Annotated in this window: 26 protein-coding genes and 1 tRNA gene; 16 read left to right on the plus strand and 11 right to left on the minus strand. The window is 63.1% G+C overall.

Going from position 1 to position 23,250, the window contains the following annotated elements:
• Positions 1-24 precede the first annotated feature (24 nt).
• The 4 genes from bioB (at position 25) to CNX70_RS01010 (ending at position 5,130) form a co-directional block, all read left to right on the plus strand.
• Entirely contained in the window at positions 25-1,071 is a 1,047-nt protein-coding gene (gene bioB, locus CNX70_RS00995) for a biotin synthase BioB (protein WP_096232737.1), read from the plus strand.
• Positions 1,072-1,233: 162 nt separating this feature from the next.
• Positions 1,234-3,261: an acetyl/propionyl/methylcrotonyl-CoA carboxylase subunit alpha gene (locus tag CNX70_RS01000; RefSeq protein WP_096232739.1), complete on the plus strand. Its 2,028-nt coding sequence runs from the start codon at positions 1,234-1,236 to the stop codon at positions 3,259-3,261.
• Positions 3,262-3,272: 11 nt separating this feature from the next.
• Positions 3,273-4,205, plus strand: coding sequence for a 2-hydroxyacid dehydrogenase (locus tag CNX70_RS01005; RefSeq protein ID WP_096232741.1), 933 nt, complete (start codon positions 3,273-3,275; stop codon positions 4,203-4,205).
• Between the two features lies 1 nt (position 4,206).
• The gene (locus tag CNX70_RS01010) at positions 4,207-5,130 is read left to right on the plus strand and encodes a hydroxymethylglutaryl-CoA lyase (RefSeq protein WP_096232743.1); all 924 of its coding nucleotides are present in this window, start codon (positions 4,207-4,209) and stop codon (positions 5,128-5,130) included.
• 165 nt (positions 5,131-5,295) lie between these two features.
• Here CNX70_RS01010 and CNX70_RS01015 read toward each other — a convergent pair.
• A tRNA-Pro gene (locus CNX70_RS01015) sits at positions 5,296-5,372 on the minus strand.
• Between the two features lie 165 nt (positions 5,373-5,537).
• Between CNX70_RS01015 and CNX70_RS01020 the strand changes: the two genes are divergently transcribed.
• Complete coding sequence (locus tag CNX70_RS01020; protein WP_157750868.1) at positions 5,538-6,179, plus strand: hypothetical protein; 642 nt, start codon at positions 5,538-5,540, stop codon at positions 6,177-6,179.
• A gap of 38 nt (positions 6,180-6,217) precedes the next feature.
• Here CNX70_RS01020 and rsmI read toward each other — a convergent pair whose 3' ends face one another.
• Positions 6,218-7,126 (minus strand): 16S rRNA (cytidine(1402)-2'-O)-methyltransferase, encoded by a 909-nt coding sequence (rsmI, locus tag CNX70_RS01025; protein WP_096232747.1) that lies wholly within the window; start codon positions 7,124-7,126, stop codon positions 6,218-6,220.
• 159 nt (positions 7,127-7,285) lie between these two features.
• Between rsmI and CNX70_RS01030 the strand changes: the two genes are divergently transcribed.
• From CNX70_RS01030 to CNX70_RS01060, 7 genes are all read left to right on the plus strand, one after another.
• Entirely contained in the window at positions 7,286-8,488 is a 1,203-nt protein-coding gene (locus CNX70_RS01030; RefSeq protein WP_096238214.1) for a penicillin-binding protein activator, read from the plus strand.
• A gap of 11 nt (positions 8,489-8,499) precedes the next feature.
• On the plus strand, positions 8,500-8,859 hold the full coding sequence (locus CNX70_RS01035) for a YraN family protein (RefSeq protein ID WP_096232749.1): 360 nt from the start codon (positions 8,500-8,502) through the stop codon (positions 8,857-8,859).
• A 57-nt stretch (positions 8,860-8,916) separates the two neighbouring features.
• Complete coding sequence (locus CNX70_RS01040) at positions 8,917-9,513, plus strand: phosphoheptose isomerase (protein ID WP_071080119.1); 597 nt, start codon at positions 8,917-8,919, stop codon at positions 9,511-9,513.
• Positions 9,506-10,180: a BON domain-containing protein gene (locus CNX70_RS01045; RefSeq protein WP_096232751.1), complete on the plus strand. Its 675-nt coding sequence runs from the start codon at positions 9,506-9,508 to the stop codon at positions 10,178-10,180. The genes CNX70_RS01040 and CNX70_RS01045 overlap by 8 nt, the downstream gene beginning before the upstream one ends.
• Before the next feature lie 70 nt (positions 10,181-10,250).
• A complete protein-coding gene (locus CNX70_RS01050; RefSeq protein ID WP_096232753.1) occupies positions 10,251-10,763 on the plus strand; it encodes a peroxiredoxin family protein in 513 nt (170 codons plus the stop codon).
• Positions 10,764-10,859: 96 nt separating this feature from the next.
• Positions 10,860-11,450: a sigma-70 family RNA polymerase sigma factor gene (locus CNX70_RS01055; RefSeq protein WP_096232755.1), complete on the plus strand. Its 591-nt coding sequence runs from the start codon at positions 10,860-10,862 to the stop codon at positions 11,448-11,450.
• The gene (locus CNX70_RS01060; protein ID WP_096232757.1) at positions 11,447-12,142 is read left to right on the plus strand and encodes an anti-sigma factor; all 696 of its coding nucleotides are present in this window, start codon (positions 11,447-11,449) and stop codon (positions 12,140-12,142) included. Before CNX70_RS01055 ends, CNX70_RS01060 begins: the two co-directional genes overlap by 4 nt.
• A 62-nt stretch (positions 12,143-12,204) precedes the next feature.
• Here CNX70_RS01060 and CNX70_RS01065 read toward each other — a convergent pair whose 3' ends face one another.
• The 3 genes from CNX70_RS01065 to CNX70_RS01070 form a co-directional block, all read right to left on the minus strand.
• The gene (locus tag CNX70_RS01065) at positions 12,205-12,627 is read right to left on the minus strand and encodes a PaaI family thioesterase (protein WP_096232759.1); all 423 of its coding nucleotides are present in this window, start codon (positions 12,625-12,627) and stop codon (positions 12,205-12,207) included.
• A 91-nt stretch (positions 12,628-12,718) separates the two neighbouring features.
• Complete coding sequence (locus tag CNX70_RS29180; protein ID WP_341865570.1) at positions 12,719-12,844, minus strand: PepSY domain-containing protein; 126 nt, start codon at positions 12,842-12,844, stop codon at positions 12,719-12,721.
• Positions 12,845-12,850: 6 nt separating this feature from the next.
• Positions 12,851-13,876 carry a PepSY-associated TM helix domain-containing protein gene (locus tag CNX70_RS01070; RefSeq protein WP_341865548.1) on the minus strand — a complete coding sequence of 342 codons (1,026 nt, stop codon included), beginning with the start codon at positions 13,874-13,876 and terminating at the stop codon, positions 12,851-12,853.
• A gap of 216 nt (positions 13,877-14,092) precedes the next feature.
• On the opposite strand from CNX70_RS01070, the gene CNX70_RS01075 reads away from it, so the two are divergent.
• The 4 genes from CNX70_RS01075 (at position 14,093) to CNX70_RS01090 (ending at position 18,103) form a co-directional block, all read left to right on the plus strand.
• Positions 14,093-14,638, plus strand: a complete 546-nt coding sequence (locus CNX70_RS01075; RefSeq protein WP_096232762.1) for a YbhB/YbcL family Raf kinase inhibitor-like protein — start codon at positions 14,093-14,095, stop codon at positions 14,636-14,638.
• On the plus strand, positions 14,628-15,449 hold the full coding sequence (locus CNX70_RS01080) for a helix-turn-helix transcriptional regulator (protein WP_096232764.1): 822 nt from the start codon (positions 14,628-14,630) through the stop codon (positions 15,447-15,449). The genes CNX70_RS01075 and CNX70_RS01080 overlap by 11 nt, the downstream gene beginning before the upstream one ends.
• A gap of 67 nt (positions 15,450-15,516) precedes the next feature.
• Complete coding sequence (locus CNX70_RS01085; protein ID WP_096232766.1) at positions 15,517-15,855, plus strand: hypothetical protein; 339 nt, start codon at positions 15,517-15,519, stop codon at positions 15,853-15,855.
• A gap of 91 nt (positions 15,856-15,946) precedes the next feature.
• Positions 15,947-18,103 (plus strand): TonB-dependent receptor, encoded by a 2,157-nt coding sequence (locus CNX70_RS01090; RefSeq protein ID WP_096232768.1) that lies wholly within the window; start codon positions 15,947-15,949, stop codon positions 18,101-18,103.
• A 92-nt stretch (positions 18,104-18,195) separates the two neighbouring features.
• Here CNX70_RS01090 and CNX70_RS01095 read toward each other — a convergent pair whose 3' ends face one another.
• From CNX70_RS01095 to pdxR, 6 genes are all read right to left on the minus strand, one after another.
• Positions 18,196-18,678 carry a GNAT family N-acetyltransferase gene (locus CNX70_RS01095; protein WP_244198997.1) on the minus strand — a complete coding sequence of 161 codons (483 nt, stop codon included), beginning with the start codon at positions 18,676-18,678 and terminating at the stop codon, positions 18,196-18,198.
• The gene (locus CNX70_RS01100) at positions 18,653-18,964 is read right to left on the minus strand and encodes a type II toxin-antitoxin system TacA family antitoxin (protein ID WP_096232772.1); all 312 of its coding nucleotides are present in this window, start codon (positions 18,962-18,964) and stop codon (positions 18,653-18,655) included. The genes CNX70_RS01095 and CNX70_RS01100 overlap by 26 nt, the downstream gene beginning before the upstream one ends.
• Positions 18,965-19,069: 105 nt before the next feature.
• Positions 19,070-19,738, minus strand: coding sequence for a uracil-DNA glycosylase (locus CNX70_RS01105; RefSeq protein ID WP_096232773.1), 669 nt, complete (start codon positions 19,736-19,738; stop codon positions 19,070-19,072).
• A gap of 129 nt (positions 19,739-19,867) precedes the next feature.
• Positions 19,868-20,884: a lipoyl synthase gene (lipA, locus tag CNX70_RS01110; protein WP_096232775.1), complete on the minus strand. Its 1,017-nt coding sequence runs from the start codon at positions 20,882-20,884 to the stop codon at positions 19,868-19,870.
• Between the two features lie 39 nt (positions 20,885-20,923).
• Entirely contained in the window at positions 20,924-21,628 is a 705-nt protein-coding gene (gene lipB / locus CNX70_RS01115) for a lipoyl(octanoyl) transferase LipB (protein WP_096232776.1), read from the minus strand.
• A gap of 75 nt (positions 21,629-21,703) precedes the next feature.
• Complete coding sequence (gene pdxR, locus CNX70_RS01120) at positions 21,704-23,176, minus strand: MocR-like pyridoxine biosynthesis transcription factor PdxR (protein ID WP_096232778.1); 1,473 nt, start codon at positions 23,174-23,176, stop codon at positions 21,704-21,706.
• Positions 23,177-23,250 lie beyond the last annotated feature (74 nt).

The following is a 23,250-nucleotide window of genomic DNA, read 5'->3' on the forward strand; positions in this document are numbered from 1 at the left end:
CAAAAATAGAAGCGAAGGAATCACATGTCTCACGTCCAAGAAGCAGCAAAAACCGTCGAATTGCACCGCCCTGCGGCGCGCATCACCGTGCCGGAAGCGGCCACCTGGCCTGTCGCCGATGTACTGGCCCTGTTCGACCTGCCATTCAATGACCTGATGTTCAAGGCCCAGCAAACGCACCGCATCAATTTCCCCGATGGCGACGTGGAACTGGCGACCCTGTTATCGATCAAGACGGGCGGATGCGAGGAAGACTGCGGCTACTGCCCGCAGGCGGCCCGCTACGACACGGGCGTGGAAGCGAAAAAAATCCTCGACATCGACACGGTGCTCGACGCGGCCCGCCAGGCGAAAGCCAACGGCGCCACGCGCTTCTGCATGGGCGCCGCCTGGCGCAGCCCGAAAGAGCGCGACATGGAAAAAGTCGAAGAGATGGTGACCAAGGTGAAGGCGCTGGGCCTGGAAACCTGCGCTACTTTGGGCATGCTGGAAGAGGGACAAGCGGACCGCCTGAAAAACGCGGGCCTGGACTTCTACAACCATAACCTCGACACGGCGCCCGAGTTCTACGACAACGTCATCTCCACGCGCGAATACCAGGACCGCCTCGATACCCTGGGCCGCGTGCGCGAAGCGGGCTTGAAAGTGTGCTGCGGCGGCATCGTCGGCATGGGCGAAACGCGCTTGCAACGCGCGGGCCTGATCGCCCAACTGGCCAATTTGAATCCGTATCCGGAATCGGTGCCCGTCAACCATTTGGTGCAGGTGGAAGGCACGCCCTTGTTCGGCCTGGAAGCGCTGGACCCGTTCGAATTCGTGCGCACGATTGCCGTGGCCCGCATCACCATGCCGAAAGCGCGCGTACGTTTGTCGGCGGGCCGCCGCCAGATGGGCGAAGCCGTGCAAGCCATGTGCTTCCTGGCTGGCGCCAATTCGATCTTCTACGGCGACAAGCTGCTCACCACCGACAATCCGGAAGCGGAAGACGACCGCACCCTGCTGGGGAAACTGGGCTTGCAGACGCGCGGCGCCATGCTGGACTCGGTGCAGAAAGAGAAGTGCGGCTGCTGATGACAGCCTTGTCGGGTTACGCCGTGCCGGCTAACCCGACCTACGAATACCGCCTCACCAATGCGTAGGTCGGCTTAGCGCAAAGCGCGTAAGCCGACACGCCAGCACACAACGTCCATGACAAGAGACAGCTGCCCCTTTTTGAGAGAATAGAGAGAGACCATGTTCACTAAAATCCTGATCGCCAACCGCGGCGAAATCGCTTGCCGTGTCGCCGCCACCGCCCGCCGCATGGGCATCCACACCGTCGCCGTGTATTCGGAAGCGGACGCCAACGCCAAGCACGTCGCCGTGTGCGACGAAGCCGTCTTGATCGGCCCCGCGCCGGCCAAGGAAAGCTATCTGTGCGGCGACAAGATCATCGCCGTGGCGCTGGCGACAGGTGCGCAGGCGATCCACCCCGGCTACGGCTTTTTGTCCGAAAACGCCGATTTCGCCGACGCCTGCGCTAATGCAGGCCTGGTCTTCATCGGCCCGCCGGCGTCCGCCATGCGCGCCATGGGCTCGAAATCGGCCGCCAAGTCGCTGATGGAAAAGGCGAATGTGCCGCTGGTGCCCGGCTACCACGGCGAGGAACAGGATGCGGACTTTTTGCACACGCAGGCCGACAAGATCGGCTACCCGGTATTGCTAAAGGCGTCCGCTGGCGGCGGCGGCAAGGGCATGCGCGTCATCGAGCACTCCGCCGACTTCAAGGCTGCGCTGGCCTCGTGCAAGCGCGAAGCGATCAGCTCTTTCGGCGACGACAAGGTGCTGGCCGAGAAATACCTGTCGCGTCCGCGGCATATCGAAATCCAGGTGTTTGCCGACACGCTCGGTAACTGCATCTACCTGTTCGAGCGCGATTGCTCGGTGCAGCGCCGCCATCAAAAGGTGCTGGAAGAAGCGCCGGCGCCGGGCATGCCAGCGGAGCGCCGCGCCGCCATGGGCGAAGCGGCCGTCGCCGCCGCCAAGGCCGTCGGTTACGTGGGCGCCGGCACGGTCGAATTCATCGCCAACCAGGATGGCTCGTTCTACTTCATGGAGATGAACACGCGCCTGCAGGTGGAGCATCCCGTGACGGAAATGATCACCGGCACCGACCTGGTGGAATGGCAGTTGCGCGTCGCCTTTGGCGAACCGCTGCCGAAAAAACAGAGCGAACTGACGATCCACGGCCATGCCATCGAGGCGCGCATCTATGCGGAAAATCCGGAAAAGGGCTTCCTGCCGTCGATCGGTACCCTGCGCCACATGCAGTCGCCGCAAGCCGTGACGTTCGAACTGGGTGGCACGCTGGTGCCGGCCGCCGTGCGCATCGATTCGGGCGTGCGCGAAGGCGACGCCATCTCTCCCTTCTACGACCCGATGATCGCCAAGCTGATCGTCTGGGGCGCGGACCGCCGCGAGGCGCTGGCGCGCATGGCGCAGGCGCTGGCCGAGTACCAGATCGTGGGCCTGGCCAGCAATATCGCCTTCTTGAAACGCCTGGTCGAAGGCCAGGCATTTGCCAGCGCCGATCTCGACACGGGTTTGATTGAACGCAATCAAGCGTCGCTGTTTCCCGCTCTGCAGGCGGCGCCTGACACGGCCCTGGCGCTGGCGTCCGTCGCCCTGCTGCTGGAAGAGAAAACGGCCGCCGAAGCTCAGTCAAGCAACAGCGCCGACCCGTGGGGTAATGCCCTGGGCTGGCGCTTGAACAGCACCCTGGGACGCAGCCTGGCGTTTGCCGATGAATTCGCGCTGGCCGGCGACAGCAAAGCCTATGCCGCGCGCATCGCCTATAAAACCGATGGCTGGCTGTTCAACGGCCAGCCCCTGACCTTGACGGCGCGCACAGGCAACGAGCTGCACATCAAGCTGGGCGAGCGTGCCGTGCATGGCACGGTGCTGCGCGACGGCGAGCAGTTCCACGTATTCACCAATGGCTTGCACCATACCTTGCATTACAGCGACCCGATGGCGCATGCGGGTGAAGTGGAAGCGGAAGGCGGCCGCTTGACGGCGCCCATGCCGGGCAAGGTCGTCGCCGTGCTGGTGAACAAGGGCCAGGACGTCAAAAAGGGCGAGCCGTTGGTCATCATGGAAGCGATGAAGATGGAGCACACGATCGCCGCGCCGCACGACGGCCTGGTGGAAGACGTGCTGTACGCCGTCGGCGACCAGGTGGCCGACGGCGCGCCGCTGCTGGCCTTCAAGGCGGCGGCATAGAGACTGCGACGATGCGCATCCTTTTACAACGTTCGGATGGCAAGGAAGCGGCGTGGATCGCCGATTTTAAAACCTTGCTGCCCGAAGCCGAGATTGTTTTCTGGCGCGAAGGCGAAGCGGTTGAACCATGCGACTACGCCGTCGTGTGGCAGCCGCCCGCCGCCATGCTGCCGGAACTGGGCTGCGTGAAAGCCATCTTCAATACGGGCGCCGGCGTCGACGCGCTGTTGAAATTTGGCGATGCGCTGCCCGCGCACGTGCCGCTGGTGCGCCTCGATGACGCGGGCATGGGCGTGCAGATGGCCGAATATGTGAGCCACGCCGTGCTGCGCCACTTCCGCCGCTTCGACGATTACGAGGCGCAGGGCCGCGCCGGCATCTGGCAGCCGTTGCCCGCCTTCGACAAGGCGGATTTCCCCGTCGGCGTGCTGGGCGTGGGGGTGCTTGGCACGCGCGTGCTGCAAGCGCTGGCGCAATTCGAATTTCCGCTGCGCGGCTGGAGCCGCAGCCGCAGGCACCTCGATGGCGTCGCGTGCTTTGCCGGCGAGGAGGGGCTCGAAGCATTCTTGCGCGGCACGCGCGTGCTGGTGTGCATGCTGCCGCTCACGCCGGAGACGCACAACCTGCTCGACCGCACGCGCCTGTCCATGCTGCTGCCGGGCGCCTACGTCATCAACGTGGCGCGCGGCGCGCATCTCGCCGAACCGGATCTGCTGACCCTGATACGCTCCGGGCATATCGCCGGAGCGACCCTCGACGTGTTCCGCAACGAGCCGCTGCCGCAGCAGCACCCGTTCTGGCAAGAACCCCGTATCACCATCACGCCGCATATTTCGGCGGCCACCCTGCGCCGCGAAAGCGTGGCACAGATCGCCGCCAAGATACGCCGCCTGCACGCCGGAGACTCTGTCGCCGGCATCGTCAACCGTTTGCAAGGATATTGAGATGAGCAATCAACCGCATTTGCCGAAACAGGTCAAGATCGTCGAAGTGGGTCCGCGCGACGGCCTGCAAAACGAAAAGGACACCATCAGCGCCGCCGTCAAGATCGAACTGGTCGACCGCCTGACCCTGGCGGGCTTCGCCAATATCGAGGCGGCGTCGTTCGTCTCGCCGAAATGGGTGCCGCAGATGGCCACCAGCGCGGAAGTAATGGAAAAGATCGCGCGCCGCGCTGGCACGATGTATTCGGCGCTGACGCCGAACATGCAGGGGTTTGAGGCGGCACTGGCGGCGAAGGCCGATGAAGTGGTGATCTTCGGTTCCGCCTCCGAGGCATTCTCGCAAAAGAACATCAACTGCTCGATCGCCGAATCGATCGCCCGCTTCGAAGGCGTAGCCAAGGCGGCCAAGGAACACGGCCTGCGCCTGCGCGGCAGCATCAGCTGCGCCTTCGGCTGCCCCTACCAGGGAGAAGTGCCGCTGGACGCCGTGGCCGACGTGGTGGGCCGCATGCGCGACCTCGGTTGCGACGAGATCGACATCGCCGACACCATCGGCGTGGCCACGCCGCGTAAAACGCAGGCGGTGATGCAACGCGCGATTGCCGCTTTCCACGTGGGCGGCCTGTCCGGCCACTTCCACGACACCTACGGCCAGGCGCTGGCGAATATCTACGCCAGCCTGGAAACGGGCATTGCGATTTATCATTCGTCCGTCTCCGGCCTGGGCGGCTGCCCGTACGCCAAGGGCGCTACCGGCAATGTGGCCACCGAGGACGTGCTGTACATGATGCAAGGACTGGGGATACACACCGGCATCGACCTGGACCTGGTGGTCGATGCGGGGCAGTTCATCTCGCAGCAGCTGGGACGCAAGGGATCTAGCCGCGCCGGCAACGCCATCGCGGCGAAACGCGCCGCGGCGTAGGCCGGATTAGCGTGGCGGAGCCACGCGTAATCCGACAATATTGTTGGCATTGCGGCGTTGTCGGATTACGCGCTTGCGCGCTAATCCTACCTACCCGACCTACCTGAACCGTACAGACGAAAAAAAACCCAAGAGTCGAAACTCTTGGGTTTTTTTCTACAAATTTGGTCGGAGTACAAGGATTCGAACCTTGGACCCCCTGGTCCCAAACCAGGTGCGCTACCGGGCTGCGCCACACTCCGAAGACCAAGATAATACAGGCCGTATCGACTTCGGTCAAGGGTCAGGTGAAACTCTGTGTAAATTATTTACGCGCAGCACTGGAAGCCCTGTATTTTCAGCATGCATGAAATATGCGACACTCGGTTTGCAAGTTTTCCCGATCAGACATGAAGGCGACGACGGCAATGGATTTCAGTATTGAAAGAAACGGCGGAAGCGGCGGTGGCCAGCCCTTGCCGCATCGCCGCAGCATCGCGCTGGGCATAGCCGTGTCCTTGCTGCTGCATGGCGCCTTGATCTATCTATGGCGCCATGTGCAGCCGCCTGTGCCTCCGGACACGGCGCCGCGCATGGAGTCGATCGCCGTGTGGATACGGCCATTGGCCGCCAAGCCGCCCCCGCCGCCTGTCGAGGTCATCAAGCCGGAACGCGAACCCAAACCCATCAGCAAGCCGAAACTCGCCACGACCCGGGAAACGCCAGCGGCAGCCACGGCACCAGCGCCAGGTCCGCAAGCCATCACGGTCGTGCCGGCCTCACCGGCCACGCCGGCGGCCAGTTCCGATACCTTCACGCAGGAGACACCGAAATTCGATATGGAGGCGGCCAGGAGGACGGCGCGCAAGATGGCCGGCGAGCGCGATCCATCCAAGGTGGGCACGGCCGTGGGACAAATCCCCGACAAGCCGCTGCAAACGGAAACCCAGCTGGCGCGCGACATCGCGCAAGGCAAGCGCGGCGATTGCCGCACCGCCTATTCAGGCGCAGGCTTGCTGGCACCCGTGTTGATGTTGCTCGACAAGAAGGATAGCGGCTGCAAGTGGTGATAATTTAACAACCCACCCAGTTGAGCGTGCCGGAAAAATTATTCCTGCCCCTTCAACTGCAGCGCCCGTTCATACAGGGCGTTTTTCTTGCGGCCCGTGATTTGCGCCGTCAGGTTCGCCGCCTGCTTGACGCTGCATTCGGCCAGCAGGATGTTCAGGATGCGTTCCGCTTCCACGTCTTCCGCGTCCTGCGCCTCCGTGGCGCCTTCCAGCAGGACGACGAATTCTCCCTTTTCGCGGTGCGCGTCGGCACGGATCCAGCTTTCCGCCTCGGACAGGGGACAGCGGTGGATTTCCTCGAACATTTTCGTCAGTTCGCGCGCGAACACCACTTGGCGCGTGGGCTCGAACGCTTCCACCAGAGCCGTGGCGCAATCGAGGATGCGGTGCGGCGCTTCATAGAACACCATGGTCGCCGTCACGCCGCGCAGGCTGTGCAAGATGTTTTCGCGCTGCTTGGCCTTCGCCGGCAGGAAGCCGACAAAGTAAAACTGGTCATTCAACAAGCCGCTGGCGGAAATGGCGGTAATCGCCGCCGATGGGCCGGGCAAAGGCAGCACGCGCAAGCCGGCCGCGCGCACGGCGTCGACGATGCGCGCGCCCGGGTCGGACACGGCCGGCGTGCCCGCATCCGAGACGAGGGCGATGCGCTCGCCGGCGTGCAGGCGGGCGATCAGGGTTTGCGCCACTTCGCGTTCGTTATGTTGATGCGCCGCAATTAGCGGCTTGTTCAGGCCAAAGCGCGTCAGCAGGTGCGCCGTGTTGCGCGTATCTTCACAGGCGACGGCGTCGGCAATGCTCAGCAAATGCAGCGCGCGCAGGCTGATATCGGTCACATTGCCGATCGGCGTGGCCACTATATACAATGTTGCGATAGGATAGACCTGGTGCGCCGCCTCTGTCATGATGGGCAGGCTGGCGATGGAACTGATTTCTTGTACGGTCATTTTGGAGGTTAAATGCTTGCTAATAGTGTGAAGTTACTGCTTGTTTGTGCCGCGACCGGCATGCTGAGCGCTTGCAGCACGCCTTGCGACGCGCCCGGGCAATTGTGCGCGCCTATTGAATCTAACACAAGGGCGCTGCCGCCACCGACGCCGCTGCCCGTGCCACCCAAGCCGCCCGCGCCCGAACCGGTGACGTTTGCCGTGGCCGTACCCGATATTACCGCGTATGACGGGAACGGTGCCCCGCTGGCGCCCATCCAGAACAAGCCGGCGACCGGCACGCCGCAGGACATGCCGGCGGCCACGGCGCCGGCGCCGTCCGACGGCAAGGTCCACCACATCGGCCTGCTGCTGCCGCTGCGCTCGGCTTCCCTGGGCCCGGCCGCCGAATTGCTGCGCGCCGGCTTCATGGCCGCGTATGAGCGCGACCGCAGCGGCTTTGAAGTGACGGTGATCGACACGGGCGACGGCAGCAGCGATGTCCTGAACAAGTTTGCGCAAGCACAAGAGGAACAGGACATCGTCGTGGGGCCTTTGTCGCGCTCGGCCGTCACGGCCGTGGCGAACAGCGACCTGGTACGCAAGCCGACGATTGCCCTGAACCACCCGGACAACCGCGGCGAGGCGCGCCTGCCGGCCAAGCTGCTGGTGATGGGCCTGTCGATCGAAGCGGAAGCGCGCCAGGTCGCCGCCTGGGCTGCCAGCGAACAGCCTGGCGCCAGCGCGCTGATCCTGTCGGCCGGTTCGCCCTCGCAGCGCCGCATCAGCGCCGCCTTCAAGCAGGAATGGCTGCGCCAGGGCGGCAAGGTCGATGTGATGGACTTGACGGCCACGAATGGCTACCTGAGCGATGCCGAGCTGGTGCAGCTGCGCGCGCGCCTGGCCGCCACGCCACCGGGCCTGCTGTTTGCCGCGCTCGACGCCGACCAGGCGCGCCAGCTGCGCGTGGCCATCGGCAGCGATCTGCCCCTGTATGGCACCTCGTCCTTGAATCCCGGCGCCGGACGCGGCGCCAGCGGCCCCGAGCTCGACGGCGCGCGCCTGCTGGACTTGCCGTGGCAAGTACAGCGCGACCATCCGCAAGTGATGGTGTATCCACAGCCGCCGCAGCCAGGTGACGTCCGCCTGACGGCGGACATGGAACGCCTGTACGCGCTGGGCATCGATGCCTTCCGCGTGGCGCGCGAAGTGGCGCTGCGCCCGAACGCGCCGTTCACGCTCGATGGCGTGACGGGCCGCCTGGCCGTACGTTTTGAGAATGATCAAAGCGTATTCGAACGCACGGAACAGGCCGCCAGCTACCAGCAGGGCGTGCTGGGCACCTGGCCGCCGGCCGCGCCGGCCACGCCGCCGGTACAGTAAGGACATGCGCCATGCCGCCCTTGGCTTTCTGGAACAAACGGGAACGGGGACGGCAGGGGGAAGACGATGCGCTCGCGTATCTGCTGCTGCAAGGCCTGGTGCTGCTGGAGCGCAATTATCTGTGCAAGGGCGGCGAGCTGGACCTGATCATGCGCGATGGCGCATCGGTTGTCTTCGTGGAAGTGCGGCTACGCAGCAGTGCTACCTTCGGCGGCGCCCTGGCCAGCATCACGCCAGCCAAGCAGCGGCGCATGGTGGTGGCCGCGCAAACCTGGCTGCAGGGGAAAAAGACCTTGCCGCCGTGCCGCTTCGACGCGCTGGCCATCGATGGCGGGCGCATCAGCTGGCTGAAGAACATCCTCGATATGTAAGCATTTTTAACAGTGCTTGTCCGCCATGCCGCGCGCCTGCACTATAATCGGCAGACTATGAATAATCAACGCATCCTCTCGCACTTCCACGAAAGTGCCGAACTCAAGATCCAGGCCGCTACCGTACTGGCGCAACCCATTGCGCAGGCGATCGACCTGATGTTTTATGCATTGTCCAACGGCAACAAGATCCTCGCCTGCGGCAACGGCGGTTCCGCCGCCGACTGCCAGCATTTCGCGGCCGAGCTGGTCGGGCGCTTCGAACGCGAGCGCTTTCCGCTGCCAGCCCTGGCGCTGACGACGGATACGTCGATCCTGACGGCCGTGGCCAACGACTACAGCTACCGCGAGATTTTCTCGAAGCAGGTGCAGGCGTTCGGCCAGGCCGGCGACATCCTGCTGGCCATCTCCACGTCGGGCAATTCGGCCAACGTGCTGGCCGCCGTGGAAGCGGCGCTCGAGCGCGAAATGCGCGTCGTGGCGCTGACGGGCAAGGACGGCGGCGCCATCGGCAAGATGCTGACGGACGCCGACGTGCATATCTGCGTGCCGGCCGAGCGTACGGCGCGCATCCAGGAAGTCCATCTGACCACCATACATTGCATCTGCGACGGCATCGATGTCGCGCTATTCGGAGGAGACGTGAATGACTAAATTCGGTACTGGCCCAGGCTGGAAACGCGTACAACGCCCATTGGCTACCGCACTGCTGTGCGGCGCCATGCTCACCTCGCTCACCGGCTGCATCGAATTGATGGTCGGCGGCGCAGTGATGGGCGGCGTTGCCGCAGCGGATCGCCGCACCCTGGGCGCGCAGACCGAAGACAAGTCGATCGCCCTGAAAGGCGAGTCGCGCATTCCCTCCATCGTCGGCGACGTGGGCCACGTGAATGTCACCAGCTTCAACCGCCGCGTCCTGTTGACGGGCGAAGTGCGCGATGAGGCGATGAAAAATGCCGTCGAACGCGAAGTGCGCAATATCGAAGGCGTGGAATCGGTGGCCAATGAACTGATCATCGCCGGCCCGGCCAGCTACACCTCGCGCTCGAACGATGCGCTGATCACCACCAAGGTCAAGGCCAGCCTGGTCGACATGAAAACCATCTCGGCAGCTTCGTTCAAGGTCGTCACGGAAAACGCCACCGTGTTCCTGATGGGCCGCGTTACCCAGCGCGAAGGCACGGTCGCGGCCGACGTGGCGCGCGGCGTGGGCGGCGTGCAGAAAGTGGTCAAGCTGTTCGACTACATTTCGGAAGCGGAATTGAAACAATTGCAGCCCGATCCGGCACCGGCGCGCGTCAACAACTCCGTCGGACAGTAAAGCCCCTAGGCCGTGAACAGAACGATGTGGCTATAATGTCCCCATCATTACGTTATCTGGTGTGAAAACTATGTCAACATCGACTGCCAAATCCTGGAACAAGCCCGCGCTATTTTGTGTGGCGTTGATGGCTGTCGCTGCGATGGCGGCGTTTCTGAACAACAAGCAAAGCGCGCCGGATGTGACCTTCCACGGCATCCATGGCGAGAAAATCACCTCAAACAGCTTGCGCGGCAAGGTGGTGATGGTCAATTTCTGGGCCACCTCGTGCACCACGTGCGTGGCGGAAATGCCGGAGATGATCGACACCTACAACAAGTACAAGGGGCAGGGCCTGGAATTCGTGGCCGTGGCCATGAAATACGATCCTGCCAACTACGTGCTGAACTTCGCCGAAACGCGCCAGCTGCCGTTCAAGGTGGCGCTCGACGTGACGGGCGAGGCGGCCAAGGCCTATGGCGACGTGGCCCTCACGCCCACCACCTTCGTGCTCGACAAGCAGGGCAAGATCCTCAAGCGCTACGTGGGCAAGCCCGAGTTTGCCGAACTGCATAAACTCCTGGAAAAGGCCATCGCCGGCTGATCCAGTCCCGGCATCGCACAAAACCTTATTGCTAAAGGTTGCCAAGTTGTTATAACCTTCCCTTGCGTGATCCCATACACCTTGTGAAGGCCAGCCGTGCCCCTAGCCGCTCAATCGCTCGACCCGCAACAACTCAAAGCCTGGCTGCTCGCCGCCGGCAACAAGGACGCCGCCGCGTTCCGCCAGCTATATAACTCCACCGCATCGAAACTGTTTGGCTACACCCTGCGTATATTGCATAAGCAAGAGCTTGCTGAAGAAGCCTTGCAAGAGGGTTTCGTCGCCATCTGGAACAACGCCGCCACCTACCAGAGTCATCTGGCGGCGCCGATGACCTGGATGGCCACCATCGTGCGCAACAAGGCGTTCGATGTGCTGCGGCGCAGCGACGATACCGTAGAAATCGATGCCGACCAGTTTGATAGCGAAGTCATGAATGCACTCCGAGACCCCCAGGCCACGCCCATCGAATCGCTGCAGATGAGCGGTGACGCCAAGGCGCTGGCGTTTTGCATGTCGGCCCTGGAAGGGCTGCACCGGCAGGTGGTCGCCTTGGCGTTCTACCACGACCTGTCGCACAGCGAAGTGGCGCAGCAGATGTCGCTGCCGATCGGCACCGTGAAAACCTGGATACGCCGCAGCCTGGAACGGCTGCGCACGTGCCTGGCGAAACGGGAGGCTTCATGAATATCCGCGGCAATGACAGCTTGCGCCAGAAACTGGCGTCCGAATACGTGCTGGGCACCCTGAAAGGGGGCGCGCGGCGGCGTTTCGAAGGCTGGCTGCACAGCGACGCCGATTTGCGCCATATCACGGCCGAATGGCGCCAGCGTTTGGAACCGATGGCGGAATTCACCACGCCCGTGGCGCCGCCCAAGCGCGTGTGGCAGCAGATCGAGCAGCGCTTGTACCTTGCGCCGCAGGGCGGCTGGTCGCTATGGCGCGATGCGCTGTCGTTCTGGCGTGCGCTGGGCATGGCCTCGAGCGCCATCGCCGCGCTGCTGGTGATCGTCGTGGCCACGCGCCTGCTGGAAGCACCGCAAATCAGCTATATCGCCAGCCTGACGGACGAGAAGGCACAAACGGCCCTGCTGCTGACGGCCGACAGCCGCTACGGCGCGCTCGAGGTGCGCATGGTGGGCAACGCCCCCGTGCCTGCTGACCGCGATCTGGAACTGTGGGCCGTGCCGAAGAGCGGCAACCCCCGTTCGCTGGGTCTGCTGGCCGGCAAGGGCAATATAAAACTGGCCCTGTCGCAGCGCGCCATCGGCAGCGACGTGGCCTTGCTGGCCGTTACCCTGGAACCTAAAGGCGGTTCGCCCAATCCGCACGGACCGACGGGGCCGGTTTTGTATAAAGGTAACTGGGTGAAAATCTAGCGAACCCAAGCAAGGGCTGGGGTCGTACCCTGCAGGGTACGACCCCGGATTTTGCCCTTGGGTTACTTGGGATAAAGAATCATCTGCGTGCAGCGGAACAGGGCAATCGTCTTGCCCGTTTCCTTGTTTTTCACCACGGCATCCCACACTTGCGTGTTGCGGCCCTTGTGCTCGACTTTCGCCGTGCAGGTCAGCGTGCCTTCGCGGACCGTGCCCAGGTGGTTCGATTTGAGCTCGATGGTGGTGAAGTTGTGCGCGCCTTCGGGCAGGTTGACGATGCAGCCATAGCCGGAGGCCGTGTCGGCCAGGGTCACCACGCTGCCCGCGTGCAGATAGCCGTTCGGCGCCAGCAGATGTGGCAGCACGGGCAATTCCGCCGTCAGCTGGCCGTCGCCCACGGCCGTGATGACAATGCCCAGGTGGCCGGGCAAGCGGCCTGTGCCGCGTTCATTTAACATTGCTACGGTGATGTCGGGATGGCTCATGCGGGTCCTTGTGCGGGGTGAATCCGGACAGCGGATCTGCCGGAAAATACTATGATGATAGCAACTTTCCCCGCATCGGTTTGGCGACCGCTTATTTCCGGCTGCGCCGCCGTTTCCACCACACCAAAGTCCCTGTCAGCAGGAACAGCAGCGGCATCAGGCCGAACACCGTCATGAAACTGCGCCCAGCCACGCCGAACGCCTGCCCCGAATGCAGGGGAAATTACCAGCCCAGGAAAACGTCTCCGGCCGGCGCCCGCAAGGGATCGCGTATGCGCAAGGGCAAGCCGCTGCGCGCGTCCAGTGTCAGGCGCGTGGCGCCGTCGCCGTGGGCGATTTCACCGGGCTGGCGCACGCGGATCTCGTACGGCTGGTCCTGTTTCGCTGGCAGCCCGATGCGCGACACGCGCGCCTGCGGATACAGCAGCTGCGCGGCGGCCATGGCCTGGCCCGCATCGAGCAGGGTGCCGTCCTGCGCCACATTTTTCAATTTTGCCGTGTCCGGCACCGTCGATACGAGGTCCACCAGCGGCACGATCAATTGCGGCAAATTGAAATAGATGCCGGAAAAGGCCAGCACGGCCAGCACGGGCGCGGCAAAGAAGCCGGCCGCCTTGTGCAAGGTGTAATGAAAACGCGGCCAGGAGCCGCCATGCGACACCGTCAGCGCGCGCTTGATCGCCGTCCACTGCAAGCGCGGCCACCACAGGTAGATGCCGCTCAGCGCCATCAGCAGCAGCATCACGCCGGAAATTCCAGTGATGGTCTTGCCCACCTCACCCGACAATAAATAGCGGTGCAAATGAAACATGCCCGACATTAGCAGCGGGCGCGCGAGGCCGAAACGGCCCCAGTCGCGCTCGCCTTTGACTTGCAAGGTGTAGGGGTCGACCATCACCTGGCGCACGATGGCCTGGCTGAAGGGTGACGGCTTGCCTGCCTGGCGATACGAGGCCACGTACACATCGCGCGCATCGGCGGGCGGATTGAGCTGCGAAGGCTTGCCATAGGCGGGGTCGGCCGTGAGCCCATCCACCACCGCCTGCACGGTGCGCGGCGTCACCTGGAAGGCCTGGCCAGGCGCGGGCGTGCTCGCCTGCAACAAATTCGGATTCAGATACGCATCGAGCTCCGGCATCCAGGCGATGGCGGAACCCGTCAAGCCCAAGAGGACGAACAGGGCGCCGAACCACAGCCCCGCATACAGGTGCAGTTTGCTGATCAACCACTTGCTGGGGCGTTGCGACATGGAAACTTTGGAAAATTTTGGACTGCGGAACGATAGCATGAAAGCTCCCCAGTCAAAATCACGTGCGGCAAGAAAGCGGCACACCGTACAACACGCTCATGGGAACGTCGGCATCGGGCAAAAACGAGCGTTTCGGCACCATCGTCGAGCGCATCGGCATCACGGGTACAGCTTGTACGGCATACACTTTCGCCTATACTTATCGAAAGGAAAATGATGACTATCTCCCGCTTCCTCGCCGTCACGCTGGGCCTCGCTCTGCATTTGGGCGCCCACGCAGCCGATTTCACGGTGACCAGCACCGACATCGCCCCCGGCCAAACCCTGGCGCACGCGCAAGTGTTCCAGGGCTTCGGCTGCACGGGCGGCAACCAGTCACCGCAATTGTCGTGGCACACTGCGCCAGCCGGCACCAAAAGCTATGCCGTCACCCTGTACGACCCGGACGCGCCCACCGGCAGCGGCTGGTGGCACTGGAGCGTCTTCAATGTGCCCGCCAGCACCACATCCTTGCCTGCGGGAACGACAGCGGCTACCTTGCCGGCCGGCGCCGTGCAAGGACTCAACGATTACGGCGACAGCGCGTACGGCGGCGCCTGCCCACCACCGGGCGACAAGGCGCACCGCTACCAGATCACGGTCTGGGCGCTGAAAACGGACAGCTTGCCGCTGGACCAGCACGCCAGCGGCGCCATGCTCGGTTACATGCTCAACGCCAATGCGCTGGGCAAGGCACAGCTGACGGGACTGTATGGCAGATGAGATTGACGCGGTTGCCCTGAGCCAGCTGCACATCGCCCACGGCACCATCGAAGCGCGCCGCGCGCAAACCCTGCGCCGCGTGCCCGTCTTCCAGAGCGCCCTGTGCCGCGTGCGGCACGGAACCAAGCTGCTGGAATGGGGTGCGCGCCAGGTGCGCGCCACGACCAGCGATGTGGTGCTGATGCCGGCGGGACAGGAACTGGGCGTGGCCAACCTGCCCGGCGCGCAAGGCTACCGGGCCGAAGTGCTGAGCTTTTCACCAGCCCTGATCGCCCGTTTCCGCGCGCGCCATGGCGGCCTCGTCGATAGCCAGCTGCACCAGGCGGCCACGGCCAGCCTGTGCGTGCCGCTCGACGTGCATGCGGCGCTGGCCTGGGACCAGCTGATGGCCAGCCTGGTCGCAGGCAGCCCGCCCGCGCTGCTGGCGCACCAGGCGGAAGGCTTGCTGCTGGCCCTGGCATTGGGTGGCCATTGCGGCCCGCTGCTGCTGGACCGCCGCGATCCGCTGGCCGCGCGCGTGCAACAAGTGCTGCTGCTGGACCCGGGCGCCGACTGGAGCGTGGCCAAGGTGGCATCGAAACTGCATGTGGGCGCCTCCACCCTGCGCCGCCAGCTGGCCCTGGAACAACGCCATTTCCGCGCCATCCTGGAAGACGTGCGCCTGGGACTGGCCTTGCAGGAATTGCAATCTGGCATCTTACCCATCGGCGACATCGCGGCCGCCTGCGGCTACGCCTCGCCCTCGCGCTTCGCGGCCCGTTTCCGCCAGCACTACGGCCTGTCGCCGCGCGACTTGCGCGCCACCCTGTAAGCTCGCGCTAGCGCAAATCACGCAACAAGCGCTGACAGCGAGGCGATTTTCTTGCTACTATGCGCCCATGTCTTCCCGCCAGCCATCCCGCAAGCCGTACCCGGCGTCCGCCCTCGCGCGCACGCCGTGGCAGCTGTGCGTGGCCCTGTTCAGTGCGCTGGCCCTCGTGTTCCTGCTGTCGACGGCCGCCTCGCACCTGCACAAGACGACGCTCGACGCGGAAGAGTGCGCGCTGTGCGCCACGGTCATCGACAAGGTGGCCGATCTCGCCGTGCCGCCGGCCATCACCGAGCCGCCCGCCCAGTTATTGCCGTACCGCTTGCTGGCCTTGGCGCCCGCTACCCTGGCGCCCATCGCCATCCTCATCCTGCCGCCCGTGCGCGGCCCGCCTGCCGCCTCACTGTAGTTCCCACGCCGTTTTTCCTTTTTCAGGCTGCCCCTTGTTGCGCTTTCATGCGCGCCGGGCCGCCTGGCGTTGACTATTTTCGAGGTTTACCATGCAACACACACCACGTCTGAGCGCGCTGTCGCTCGCCCTTGCCAGCCTGTTTAGCTTTTCCGCCCATGCCGCCGAGCCTGCCGAGGCCAATACCGATGCTGTCCCGCAAGACATGCAGAAGGTCGAAGTCACCTCCGCCCATTTGAAAAGCGCGCGCATCGAGCTGTCGCCGAAAGTCGGCACCACCATCTACAGCATCGACAGCCACATGGTCGACATGCTGGGCCAGGGCGACAACACGCCCTTCAATGAAGTGCTGCTGCGCCTGCCTGGCGTGTCGCAGGATTCGAAGGGCTCCGGCGCCCTGCATGTGCGCGATGACCATGCCAACGTGCAATACCGCATCAATGGCGTGCAACTGCCGGAAAGCATCAGCGGCTTCGGCCAGTCGATCGACACGCGTTTGATCGACAAGACCGATTTCATGACGGGCGCCTTGCCGGCCCAGTTCGGCCTGCGCACGGCGGGCATCGTCGATATTGAAACAAAAGAGGGCGGACTGACGCCTGGCGGGCGTATCGGCATCATGCTCGGCAGCCACGACCATGTGGAGCCGAGTGCCGAATTTTTCGGCAGCGTGGGCAAGTTCAATTACTACCTGTCCGGCAGCTACCTGGGCAATGCGCTGGGCGTGGAGAATCCGCAAGCCACGCGCAGCGCCTTGCACGACAAGACGCGCCAGAACAAATCGTTCGGCAACCTGTCGTATTTCCTTGATGACAATACGCGCCTGGGCGCCATGTTCGGCACGTATAACGGCCGCTTCCAGATCCCCAACAACCCGAACCAGGCGCCGGCCTTCTCCCTGGACGGCCACAGCGATGCGCAGGCGGGCACGTCCACGTTACCGTCGTCGCAGCTGAATGAAAACCAGCGCGAAGTGAACCGTTTTCTGGTGCTGTCGCTGCAAAAAAGCCTGGGCGACATCAATTACCAGGTGTCCGCCTTCCACCAGTATTCGGAACTGCACTTCACGCCCGATGCCATCGGCGACCTGATCTACAACGGCGTGGCTTCCGACTCGCGCCGCGCCAACAGCGCTTCCGGCGCGCAATTCGACATCAGCTACAAGCTGCACCAGGACCACACCGTGCGCGCGGGCCTGGCCTACACGCGCCAGAAGACCACCAGCGACAACACGGTGGCCGTCTTCCCGAGTATTGACGGGGCGCAAGCCTCCACCACGCCGATCAGCATTGCCGACAACAGCGACAAGACGGGCACCCTGGCCAGCTTTTATCTGCAGGATGAATGGCATATCAGCAAACCCTTGACCCTGAACTACGGCGCCCGCTTCGACAAGGTCTCGGCCTACACGCGCGAGCAGCAATGGAGCCCGCGCGTGAATCTGGCGTATCAGCTGGCGCCGGGCACGGCCCTGCACGCGGGCTATTCGCGCTACTTCACGCCGCCACCGCAGGAACTGGCGGCGCAAGCCAGCATCGACCTGTACGCCAACACGACGAATGCGCCGGCAATCGGCCAGTCCGACAACGTCAAGGCCGAGCGCACGCATTACTACGACGTGGGCATCAGCCACCAGGTGAGTTCAAAACTGACCGTGACGGCCGATGTGTACTATAAAAAGATCAACAACCTGCTGGACGAAGGCCAGTTCGGCCAGGCATTGATACTGACGCCGTTCAACTATGCGGATGGCTACGCCAAGGGTCTGGAGTTATCCGCCATCTACAGCGAGAAAAACTGGGGCCTGTTCCTCAACGCCAGCACGCAAAAGGCGCAGGGGCGCAACATCAATTCGGGCCAGGCCCTGTTTGGCGCCGATGAGTTGAACTACATCAGCTCCCACTATGTCTACCTCGATCATGACCAGAAATACACGCTGTCGGGCGGCGGCCACTATCACTTTGGCGATTCGCAAGTGAGCGCTGACTTCCTGTACGGCAGCGGCCTGCGCATGACCCCGGACGGCGGTGCACCGAATTCCGGCCACTTGCCGAGTTACTTCACCGTCAACACGGCGCTCACGCACACGTGGAAAAACACGCCCGTGGGCAAGGTGGAAGGGCGGCTGGCCCTGATCAACCTGTTCGACAAGTCGTATCTGTTGCGCGACGGTTCCGGCGTGGGCGTGGGGGCGCCGCAATACGGCGCCCGCCGCAGTTTCTACGCAGGCCTGTCCACAAGCTTCTAAAAGTTACGCGCGAAGACAGCGGCAGGGTGCAACGCCTGCCGCTGTCGGTTGCCGTTGAGAAACGATCTCGTGGCGTCTATCGGGATGCTGTTTTAATGAGGAATATCGGCGATGGGTAGCAGCATAGTCAGCGGATCATCGGGGAGGGGCGTAAAACCATACTGCTGATAAAACTGCGTACCTTGCGTTTCTTTGGCATCGACAAACAGGGCAAAGCCGCCCACTTCCGCTGCGACGGCTTTCACGCGCTTCATGGCCGCGACCAGCAACAATGCGCCAAAGCCACGACGCTGATGCCGCTGCGCGACAGCAAGCCGCGCCAAGGTAAAGCCGGGTACGTTGCTGGGCAGCTTCTTCATCATGGCGACGGGAATAAATTCCCTTGGGGTCATGCTACGAATGGCCAATGAAAAATAGCCAATAATTTCCGTAGGATCAGCGTCATCGACCAGCACGAACGTTCGCGATGCGCCATGTCGCTGATGCTGCCTTGCTGTTGTCTGCAACCACGTATCCAATACTGGTGTACCGCAATGAAACCTTGTTACATCATGTAGTGCTTTCAGTACTGTCACGAAGTACGCCATTCTCTACTTTCTGTGCATAATTTTCAAAAGCCTTCGTCAAAGCCGCATTCGGCCCCTGCGGGTTTTCCAGCAAATCGATCATCATGGCGGCGTCGCGACGGGAATAGCGAATCAGGTATTCGCGATCGATGATCATTTCCGCCTTTTCCAATGCAGCTTGCACGAGGAATTGATTCAAGGTAGCGCCGGTCAGCTCAGCCGCTTCTTGAAGTTTCTCGGCAATTGAGCTGGAAACCCTGGCCGTAATACGGCCGCGTTCTTCAGTCACACTCATTATTTAGCTCGTGTCTTCGGGTTTGTTCGGATGTCGTCGGGTATCTCAATGAGCATAGCATATGACGGAGACAAAGCAAGCCACACCGGAGACAAAATGTCACCACTATGTATAGTCCCATCTGATTTCGGCATGTTGATGCGCCCGCAGATAAGCATTTGTCTGGCTAAACGGCTTGCTGCCAAAGAAACCTTTGCTGGCCGACAAGGGAGAAGGGTGCGGCGCCGCCAGCACCAGGTGCTTGCCGGGATCGATCAGGGGCCGCTTGGCTTGCGCATAGCCGCCCCACAGGATGAAAACAAGATTACTCCGCTCGGCGGACAGATGGCCAATCGCGCTGTCCGTCAGCTTTTCCCAGCCCTTGGCCGCGTGCGAGCCGGCCGCCCCGGCGCGCACCGTCAGCACGCTGTTGAGCAGGAATACCCCTTGCTCGGCCCAATCAGACAAATCCGTGCGCGTGCGCTCGACGCCCACGTCCGTGGATAATTCCTTGAAGATATTCTGCAAGCTTGGCTGCGCGGGATGGCCGTCCGGCACGGAAAAGCACAAGCCCATGGCCGCGCCGGGCGTGTGATACGGGTCTTGCCCCAGGATCACCACCTTGACTTGCTCGAACGGCGTCAGGTCGAACGCGCGAAAAATGGCCTTGCCCGGCGGGAAACACGGTCCCGCCGCATATTCCGCCTTGACGAAGGCCGTCAGGCGTTGCCAGTAGGGCTGCTCGAACTCCTCTTCCAGCCACGCCTTCCACGATGCCTCGATGCGTACGTCCATGCGCCACCTCATAGCCGATTCGTCCAGCATGCCAGTATAGGACGCTCGGCAGCATGGTGCGCATACGATACGAACAGGCAAAAAAAAACCGCCAGCGTGAGCGGGCGGCTTTGATCTGGCGTAAAGGGCTTAGAAATTCAGTGCCGATTCCACGCCAGCGCTGTGCGCCTGTTCATCCGCGTGGTACGAGCTGCGCACCATGGCGCCCACAGCGGCGTGGGTGAAGCCCATTTTATACGCTTCTTCCTCGAACATTTTGAACACGTCCGGGTGCACGTAGCGGCGCACGGGCAGGTGGCTGTTCGATGGCGCCAGATACTGGCCGATGGTCAGCATGTCGATGTCGTGCTCGCGCATGTCGCGCATGACTTGCAGGATTTCCTCGTCCGTCTCGCCCAGGCCCACCATGATGCCGGACTTGGTTTTCACGTCCGGGTACATGGCCTTGAAATCCTTCAGCAGTTTCAAGGAATGCATGTAGTCGGAGCCGGGACGCGCTTCCTTGTACAGGCGCGGCGCCGTTTCCAGGTTGTGGTTCATGACGTCAGGCAAGCCATCCTTGAACAACAGCAGAGCTTTTTCCAGGCGGCCACGGAAGTCCGGCACCAGCACTTCGATGCGGGTGTTCGGCGACAGGGCGCGCGTTTGCTGGATGCACTCGACGAAATGGCCGGCGCCGCCGTCGCGCAAGTCATCGCGGTCGACGGAGGTGATGACGACGTAGTTCAGGCGCAGCTTGGCGATAGTTTTCGACAAATTCGATGGCTCTTCCTTGTCCAGCGGGTCCGGACGGCCATGGCCCACGTCGCAGAACGGGCAGCGGCGCGTGCACTTGTCGCCCATGATCATGAAGGTGGCCGTGCCCTTGCCAAAACATTCGCCGATGTTCGGGCAGCTGGCTTCCTCGCACACCGTGACGAGCTTGTTTTCGCGCAGGATATCCTTGATTTCATAGAAACGGGTCGAAGCCGACGCGGCTTTGACGCGGATCCAGTCCGGCTTTTTCAGGCGCTCAACTTGCTCGATCGGAATGATCTTGATCGGGATGCGCGACGTCTTGCTGGCGCCTTTTTGCTTTTCGCTCGGGTTATACGCTGGAGCGGCGGTCGCGGCGGGGGCGGTGCTGGAAATGGTCTCAGAAGTCATGGCTGCAAGCCCTTGAGGGGCAAAGTTTGGTTTGTTTGCTCAGGCATCCGTTGCCTGAGGCGCGCCTGCGGCGCTGTTTACTTCGCTTACATCGAGTAATACGGTCAATTCATGGGCCAGGGCCCGCTGCACCTCGGCCAGCGGCGCCGAAACGCCCATGCTGCGCATGTCCACCGTCTTCAAGCCGGAATAGCCGCAGGGGTTAATCCAGGAAAACGGCGCCAGGTCCATCGCCACATTGAGCGATACGCCATGGTAGGTGCAGCCGTTGCCGCGCACTTTCAATCCCAGCGCGGCGATCTTCGCACCCTTGCTTGGTCCGCCGGCGATATAGATGCCAGGCGCGCCATCGATGCGTTCGCCAGCAAGATTATACGCCGCCAGCACGTTGATGATGGCTTGCTCGATTTTATGCACGAACTGGCGCGCATACAGCTTGCCGCCCGGCTTGTTGCGGCGCAAGTCCATCAGCAGGTAAATCACCACCTGGCCGGGGCCGTGGAAGGTGACTTCGCCGCCACGGTCCGTCTGCACCACGGGCACATTCTCGGCGCCGGCCAGCAGATGGCCGCGGTCGGCCGCCAGGCCCAGGGTGAACACGGGCGGATGCTCGACGATCCACAGTTCGTCGCGCGTGTCGGTCGTGCGCGCATCAGTAAAGGCGCGCATGGCGGCAAAGGTCGGCTCGTAATCGACGCGGCCCAGCTCGCGGATCAGCGCCGTTTCGGTGCGGGTGGTGGTCATGACAGATTCTGTAATCAGCTGCCGGCGCCCTGCGGACACTGCGGCGAAGCCGTGATTATAAGCCAGGCCGCCGTTTCATTCAGCCCCGGGCGCCGGCAACAGCAGCAATCTGCCCAATTTTTGTGCAGCGTGGCGCACCTGGGCCAGACTCAGCGCCGTGTAACCGAGCAGCACGGCCGGCGCCAGCCTGGCGCTATGGCAAAAGTCGCCGAGCGGCTGCAGTGCCAGCCCCTCTTGCGCGGCAAGCGCGCAAAACACCCGTTCGTCGGCATCCGGCGGCAGCCACAGCACACAATGAAAGCCCGCCTGCTGGCCTGAAATCGTGTAGCGGCCAGGGGCGACCTGCTCCAGGCAAGCCAGCAGCAGGTCGCGCCGCTCCTTGTAGGCCAGGCGCGCCAGGCGTAAATGACGCACGAAGGCGCCTTCCTCCATCCAGGCAGCCAGCGCCAGCTGCTGCGTCACGCCCACGGAGCGGCCCGTCAACTGCACGATGCGCAGCAGTGGCGGTCGCAAGGCGGGCGGCAGCACCATGAAGCCCACGCGCAGGCCGGCAAACAGGGTCTTGTTGAAACTGCCGCAATAAATCACGCGCTGGTACTGGTCCAGCGCCTTCAGGGCCGCCAGCGGGGCGCTGTGGTAATTGAACTCGCTGTCGTAATCGTCTTCCACCACCCAGGCGCCGCTGTCGTTCGCCCATTCCAGCAGGGCCAGGCGGCGCGTGACGGACATGGTCACGCCCAGCGGCGACTGGTGCGCCGGCGTCACATACGCGAGGCAGGCATCGGTGTGCGCGGCCAGGGCGGCGCAATCGATGCCCTCGGCGTCGACGGCAATGTCCACCGGCACGGCACCGGCCAGGGCGAACAGGGCGCGCGCGGCCGGATAGCCCGGTTCTTCCAGGCAAACCTTGTCGCCATCGCGCACGATGCCGCGCGCCAGCAAGTCGATCGCGTGGCGGATGCCGGTGGTGACAACGATGTCTTGCGGATCGCAGCGGATGCCGCGGTATTTGGCGAGGAAGTCGGCGATCTGCTGGCGCAGCTGGAGCAGGCCGGCCGGATCGGCGCTGCACAGCTGCTCCGGCGTGGCGGCGGCCAGCGCCCGCGTGGCGCACTTGGACCAGGCGGCCATGGGAAACAAGCTGGCGTCGGCGCGCCGCGCCACAAACGGCAAGCCGTCGCGCACGCCCGTATCGGACACAGGTACCGGCTCGGAAAATGGCCCGACTGGGCTGGTATCTGTAAATCCCGCCATCAAGAAGCGTTCCGGCACCACGGCGCACACGCGCGTGCCGGAGCCGGGCACGCGCGTCACATAGGCTTCCGCGTGCAGGCGGTCGAACACGGTTTCGATGGTGCCGCGCGACAATTCCCAGCGTTCGGCCAGGGTCCGGCTGGATGGCAGCCGGCTACCGGCCGGCAGCATCTTCGTCAGGATGGCCGAACGCAGCGCTTCATACGCGCCATCCTGCTTGTTGACGCCCGCCTTGTCGAGCCAGCTGGTGGGACGCGGCAGGTCCAGGGCGTGCGGTGATTTTCCTCGCGGCATGATGATCGTCCAAGTGGTCCAATGAATTTTCTGATGACTGGCACTTCGCATTACACCACAACCATCCTACTCTC

Origin of the sequence: Janthinobacterium svalbardense (assembly GCF_002327145.1) — a bacterium.
Classification (GTDB): domain Bacteria; phylum Pseudomonadota; class Gammaproteobacteria; order Burkholderiales; family Burkholderiaceae_D; genus Janthinobacterium; species Janthinobacterium tructae.